Annotated in this window: 5 protein-coding genes; 2 read left to right on the forward strand and 3 right to left on the reverse strand. The window is 36.9% G+C overall.

Annotation, left to right across the window (positions count from 1 at the left end; translation table 11 throughout):
• Positions 1-604: 604 nt before the first annotated feature.
• Positions 605-1,075 (forward strand): hypothetical protein, encoded by a 471-nt coding sequence (locus V7K25_RS28095; protein WP_335162711.1) that lies wholly within the window; start codon positions 605-607, stop codon positions 1,073-1,075.
• Positions 1,076-1,131: 56 nt separating this feature from the next.
• On the opposite strand, the gene V7K25_RS28100 is transcribed toward V7K25_RS28095, so the two are convergent.
• The 3 genes from V7K25_RS28100 to folB form a co-directional block, all read right to left on the reverse strand.
• Positions 1,132-1,332, reverse strand: coding sequence for a replication restart DNA helicase PriA (locus tag V7K25_RS28100; RefSeq protein WP_335162713.1), 201 nt, complete (start codon positions 1,330-1,332; stop codon positions 1,132-1,134).
• Positions 1,333-2,153: 821 nt separating this feature from the next.
• Positions 2,154-3,446, reverse strand: coding sequence for a GGDEF domain-containing response regulator (locus V7K25_RS28105; RefSeq protein WP_335162715.1), 1,293 nt, complete (start codon positions 3,444-3,446; stop codon positions 2,154-2,156).
• 1,011 nt (positions 3,447-4,457) lie between these two features.
• Positions 4,458-4,826 (reverse strand): dihydroneopterin aldolase, encoded by a 369-nt coding sequence (folB, locus tag V7K25_RS28110; RefSeq protein WP_335162717.1) that lies wholly within the window; start codon positions 4,824-4,826, stop codon positions 4,458-4,460.
• A gap of 176 nt (positions 4,827-5,002) precedes the next feature.
• On the opposite strand from folB, the gene menD reads away from it, so the two are divergent.
• Complete coding sequence (menD, locus tag V7K25_RS28115) at positions 5,003-6,763, forward strand: 2-succinyl-5-enolpyruvyl-6-hydroxy-3-cyclohexene-1-carboxylic-acid synthase (protein WP_335162719.1); 1,761 nt, start codon at positions 5,003-5,005, stop codon at positions 6,761-6,763.
• Positions 6,764-7,147: the final 384 nt, after the last annotated feature.

Genomic DNA, 7,147 nt, shown 5'->3' on the forward strand with positions numbered 1-7,147 from the left:
TTGGATAGAATCGATACTTGAAAGCTTTTTCTGTCATTCTTACATTATACCAAATATTCTGTAAGAGAACAAATTAATTAAAGCCGTCGTAGAACCACGGGGTTTTAAACCCATTCTTCTGATAAACGCAGATGTATCTTGAGGATTATCTCTGTTTATCTATGGTGGAAAACCGCCTGAAATCTCTTTTAAAACCTACCTGCCGGAGATACATGGATTACGGAAATCCGGCAACCCATCTAAAAAATGTGAATATATAATTTAATTAAGATGAATATCTAAAAAACGATATTTTTATGCAAAATCAAGATAATACACTGAATACTTAGAGAGCGTTATGGGCTAAAGAATGCAAGTGTGTTAGTGTAACCCACCAAAGGCATCGCACAAGCGCTAACCGTGAATAAAGCATTAGCTTTAGTTAGCTATTTCAAGCCCCTGCATTTATAGCTTTTCCTAATGATAAAAATTAGATAATACCCCCCTCATCGCTTGCGGGGAGGGGTTGGAGGTGGGGTTCTATAAGGCAATTATAAATAATGTTGACATTTTAAGGGTTTAGCGATCGCTCAACCCAACCTATAACAATTGAGGAAATAACTGTATGTTGAATCGCTTATTAAGGGTTAAAGCATGGCTACTATTGATTGTACTTGGAAAAGCTTTATCGATTAATTCTCCTGCCTATGCCCAAATAATTCCGACGAATCCTCAGCAACCTGAGTTTTTTCAAGAAAGAATAAGACAACAACAAGAGGAGCAAAATCAGCGAACACAAGAGCAATTTAACGAAACATTGCTTAGGCAACAGTTTCAGCAACCACAGCTACAACAACAACTGAGACTACAACAGCAACAATTTACACAACAACAGCAAGAACTGATACGCCAGCAACAACTGAGACTACAACAAGAACAACTTAGACTACAATGGCAAGACTTTACACGACAGCAACAACTAAGAATACAACAGCAACAATTTAGACAAGATCAACAAATTAGACAACAGCAACAATTGAGGTTACAAGAACAGATACGACAGCAACAATTCCGACAACAGAATAAAAACCTGTGAAATGCTCAAAATTGTTGACAAGTAACTTTATTATTAAAAATTAGAGAATATATTCTCTAATTTTTAATTTTTAATGACTGGTGCTGTGCATAAATACCTGGAGCGTAAGCCTCAATCACTTTACCAGTGCGAGTGCAACTAATCATCAAATAGTCACAACTAGAGCATTGTGTTCGAGTTAATTGACTATCAGAAATGTAATAGCGTTCAGCTTGGCAGCCGCAATTCGGGCAGTAAATTTTTTGTACTGTCTGCATTTTAAAACCCCTGGTTGTAACTATTTTTTATTTGAGAAAAAAAACTGCCAGTGAAACTAGCAAAATTTTGATTTGACACAAGTTAACAAACTGTCTTAATATTGGCTGATTATTTTAAACAAAATTTCAGATTTGAAAGATTTACGATATCTTTGTATATTATCCTAACATTTAGGTGATTTTACCCTCCCACTTTAGATACATAAATTGTTTTTTAATTAAATACTGCTTAGAGATTTACTGATCCCTATGAGGAATGCCTTGAGAGAGACTTATTTATAGGCATTTTAGAGAAACACAAAAAAAGCCGTTCTTGTATTCAAAAATTAAACACCAAAAAATACTGTATATTTAGTCACAAAATATCCATCTTAAGATTTAGTTAATATTTGCTACAAGATTAATTAAGATTAAAACTAGTACGCCACGGCGTAAATAGATCAACCATTTAAAATCCCTAAAAACCCCATTCCATAATACTTTTGACTTTTGATTTTTGACTTTTGACTTCCGCCTTGCGGTACTAGTAAATTTCTAGAGCAACGGCTTTTTTCGTTCGCAGCAGAACTTCAAAATCTGCTCAAGATTCTCTTAGCGTGTGATTTCTGCGCTATCGATTCAGTAATTACAACTTAACCCCCCAACCCTACAAGGGTTGGGGAAGAGGTTCTTCCAGGATTACTAGGCATCAAATTGTCGCTCAGGTTTTGACTCTACAAGAAGATTTTTAGCAACGAGTTAGTAATGTAGTGTTTATAAGTATGGTGAACCGTTACTAAGCACTAACCTAAGTTGTGGGTTATTAACCTGCAAGATTATAACTAGTCACTTGGGTTAAATATGGCATAAGTGGCTTTTCCCTGCCTTTTAGCTTGGTACATAGCAATATCAGCATCTCGCAGCAGAGTTGCTGGCTCTTCATAATGACTAAAATTCCAAGTAATACCAATGCTAGCTGTAGTAGATAATTGATATCCATTCAGGTTAAGTGGCAATCGTAAGGAGTCTTGAATCCGTTTAGCAACATTGATAGCTTCGGTAATATCTTTAATATCCTCTAAAAGAACTGTAAACTCATCACCACCAAATCGTGCTACAGTATCGCCACCTCGTAAGCACGACTCTAAACGTCTAGCGATCGCTACTAAAAAATCATCCCCTATTCCATGCCCAAAGCGATCGTTAATCTCCTTAAAGCCATCTAAATCTAAAAATAAAACTGCAAAATAATAATCGTTTCTGCGTTTGCTACGTTCAATTGTTTGTCTGAGCCGATCTAAAAATAAAACCCGATTTGGTAATTCTGTAAGCCCATCATAAAAGGCATTGCGGATCAGTTGCGCCTCTGTTTGTTTGCGTTTGGTGATATCTTGAAAAACAAAAACTGCGCCAGTAATATTGCCATTTTGATCGCGGATGGGTGCAACATTATCCCCAATCGCTATTTCTTTGCCATCTTTGGTTATCAATATACAGTTTTCTGGTAAATTGAAAATTTCGCCTGATTCGATTACGTATCTAGCTAAATTTTCAATTATTTCTCCGATATCTTTGTCAACTAAGCTAACTACTTCTGCTAAATCTTTCCCAAATGCTTCACTTTGCTTCCAGCCAGTGATTTGTTCTGCCTTGGTATTCATCATTTGAATACAACCATTAGCATAAGTCACAATCACTGCACAGCCTATACTGTTGATAATAGCCGCCAACCTCTGTTTTTCTTCGTATAATATCTTTTTACTCTGATGTTTATACAGAGCCATTTCAATCGCTAAATATAAATCACTTTCAAGGAATGGTTTGACTATGTAACTAAAAGCTTCATTTAGCTGATTTTTTTTTAATTTTTTATATTCCAAAGTTTCTGTTAGATATACTACAGGGACATGGAAGTTATTCTGGATAATATCTGCTACGTTTACACCATCAATTTCCCCAGATAGGCAGATATCAATTAATACTAAATGTGGATGAGTTTCTGCTACCTTTTTTATTGCCTCTTCACCAGACTTAGTTATTTCTGAAACTGAATAACCTAATTTTTGTAAGCTATTTTTAATATTTGAGGCTAGGATTTTCTCATGCTCAACAACTAGGATTTTACGGGCGAACATGTTATAACAGCCTGTTTGCTAAGGTTAAGATTTTTGCTGTGAGTATCAACTCATATAAAATTTCATTATCTTATCATAAACAATCTCTAGCTATTCTATCTCCTTGCTTGATATAAATACTTAGTCACGATCAAATAACATAATTTTAGGACTTACGCACTGTACAAATTGATCATCTTGTGTATTAACGTAAATACGTTGTTTCAGGCTTTTACAAACCATCCTGTGTTAATTGCGATCGCAAAAAGATAATTGAAAAATCTAGCTAAAAGCCTTGAAAATCATATCTGTCATTTAGGTTTTTCTGTCAATGCGTAAGTCCTACATTTTATAACCCTCCAATAATTTATGTACTTGTCAAAGCTAATTTTGATCATTTCATAGGGCTAATATCAAGCTATTAACATCAAGAACAAATTCTTATGTAATTACTAGCAATCAAAAAGCAATTTTTATAAATTATGTAATAATTTTTCCGAATAAAATAAATACTGCGTATAGTATTTATGTATAAATTAATCAAGACAAAAAATCATCAAATAACAACATAGTACTTTTATGTAAGTGAAAAGTAAGATATTGTGTTATTATTAATATAATAGTAAGCACTCACTATAATATTACTAAAAATTAATCATCGTCTGGAATTAAAAACTTTAATACCGCTTTGTCTGCAAATAGTTTTTCTCTGAGTCGGTGTCTAAATTGCCGTCTGAAACTGTCTTAAATTTTAAATGGTAAGTGAAATAGTATTATTTAAAACCATTGATAGCAGTTTCCGTACAGTTAGGGTACAGAAAAAGATAATTAACCATAGATGAACGTATATACTCGTATAAGCGCACATCTTTGCATTGGTGTCAATTTAAACATAGATTAACTGTTGGCTGACTCACCCGCCTGGAACTAAAGTTCCAGGCTAATAGCTAAAGTCTACTAAAGTAGACTAAAGATTTTTGGGTGTATTTAGTCATCAAGAATAGATATTGAGAAAAGAACATCTTTTGTGCTTTAGAGATTGGACTTACTTTTAGTCACTTCAATGATAATTTTGCCACCAAAGTCTGGAATAGGTGCAGCAGGTTTGCTCAGAATGACTTGAACTTGTGTTACACGATCGCATTCTCGGAGAATAGAATCTGCAATCGTTGTTACCAACTTCTCTATCAAAGCAAACTTAGACGTTTTGACCAGATGTTGTATCAAGCTAATGACGCTGCGATAATCTAAAGTGTCTTCGATGGCGTCAGTCTTGGCGGCTGTGGAGATATCCAACCATAACCTCACATCTACCTCAAACCATTGTCCTAGCAACTGTTCTTCTGGTAGATACCCAGTGTAGCCATAGCAGCGAATTCCCGTTAAATAAATACAGTCCATAAATGTTTGAGAGCAAATTGTGCATTTTGTAGAAACTGGAGCAAGTTTGCTTGGAGATTTTCCTTCCCACAAACTCGCGTGGCGGCGTTGGGTTCCATCTTTGCATTTGTCAAATCCTAGATGGATTTTAAATTGATCCCTAAACAAAATCTAAAATTTAAGATTGTTTTATAGCTATGTATGATTTAATGCCGATCGCTTATAAAAATGTTAATCAACTTTGGGCTTATATTTTAACAGAGACGCTAAAGCGGTTGGGATTGACTTGTGCTATCATTTGTCCTGGATCGCGCTCTACACCCTTAGCGATCGCCTTTGCTCAACAAGCACCTGAAATTGAAGCTATTTCCATTCTCGATGAACGCTCCGCCGCCTTTTTTGCTTTGGGACAAGCTAAAGCAACCGGACGCCCTGTGGTACTAGTTTGCACCTCTGGGACAGCAGGAGCAAATTTTTATTCAGCAGTCATCGAAGCCTCATATAGTCGCGTTCCACTGTTGCTATTAACCACCGATAGGCCCCCAGAATTGCGAGATTGTCACTCTGGGCAAACTGTAGATCAATTGAGATTATATGGAAACTACCCAAATTGGCAAACAGAGTTAGCCTTACCCTCTGCTGATGTGGGAATGCTAGCTTATCTGCGACAAACAATAATTCATAGCTGGGAAAGGGCGCAAACTCCTACAAAGGGGCCAGTACATTTGAATATTCCCTTTCGCGATCCCTTAGCACCTCTTCCTGATGGAACCGACTTGAGTTATTTGCGATCGCAGTTTCATCCAGAAGACTTTTTTGCAGGAATAGCAAACACCACCCCATTCCCTACTCCCCATTCCCCATTCCCCATTCCCCAACAATGGAAAGAATGCGATCGCGGTATTATTATCGCAGGTGTTGCCCAACCGTCGCAACCACAGGAATATTGTAGAGCGATCGCGCAACTTTCCCAAACTCTCAAATGGCCTGTGCTAGCTGAGGGACTCTCCCCAGTCAGAAATTATGCCGAACTCAACCCTTATTTGATTTCCACTTATGATCTGATTTTGCGAAATCAGCAACTAGCAAAGCAGTTAGCACCCGAAATGGTGATTCAGGTAGGTGAAATGCCTACAAGTAAAGAACTGCGTAGCTGGATAGATGCAACCCAACCGCGACGCTGGGTAATTGATAAGAGCGATCAAAACCTCGACCCTTTGCACGGGAGAACGACGCATTTACGGATATCTGTAGAAGACATAAAAGTAGAGGAGGGAAATTTATCTTTCTCCTCAGACTATGGAAAGCAATGGTGTGATGCGGAGACGAAAGTCAGGTTAGTGGTTGACCAGACGATGGGGAAAATAGATGAGATCATTGAGAGTAAAGGAGCTTGGTTAATTTCTCAGTTTTTACCGCCAGGAACGCCTTTGTTTATTGCCAATAGTATGCCTGTGCGGGATGTGGAATATTTCTGGAAACCGAATAATTTAGGAGTGCGATCGCACTTTAACCGGGGTGCAAATGGCATAGATGGCACATTATCCACAGCTTTAGGAATCGCCCATCGGCAGCAAAGTAGTGTGATGTTAACGGGAGATTTAGCGCTGTTGCATGACACCAATGGTTTTTTAATTCGCAATAAGTTTGTCGGACATTTGACGATTATATTAATAAACAACAATGGCGGTGGAATTTTTGAAATGTTACCCATTGCCAAATTTGACCCACCATTTGAAGAGTTTTTTGGCACTCCCCAGGATATTGATTTTGCTCAGTTGTGCGCTACTTATAATGTGCAATATGAATTGATTACTTCTTGGGAGCAGTTACAGCAAAAATTAAACCCGCTATCAACTCAGGGAATTCGGGTTTTGGAGGTGAGGACAAATCGCAAAGTTGATGCTAAGTGGCGACAGGATAATTTATGGAACTTTGCGGCGGATATTGCAATTTAACTATCCAATTTGGTGTTGCTGAAAAGCAGGATGAAATCATAGATTAGGTAAAACCCTTATCGTATTAAAGTTAAAACTGCTTTGCCATAGGCGTTTTAAGTGCTAATGCTAATCACCAGTATTGCTCGGCTGTGGCTCAAACAGATTCGTTACTGTATAAAAACTTTTTTAGTAAGCTGACTCCTAAAGTAAACAGCTAATTTTGTAATACCATTTATTAAGTATAATACTATACCAATAATTAGCAGTCAAATAATATATTTTATTTGTCAAAATTAGATATCATCCATTAGAACTGGAGTTTAGACTAAAAGCGATAAGAGAGAACGCAAATCAAAAGGAATTAGAGGTTAAAAATATTCTCAAGTCAGCCTTAAAGCATCC

Origin of the sequence: Nostoc sp. (assembly GCF_036919495.1) — a bacterium.
Lineage (GTDB): Bacteria > Cyanobacteriota > Cyanobacteriia > Cyanobacteriales > Nostocaceae > Nostoc.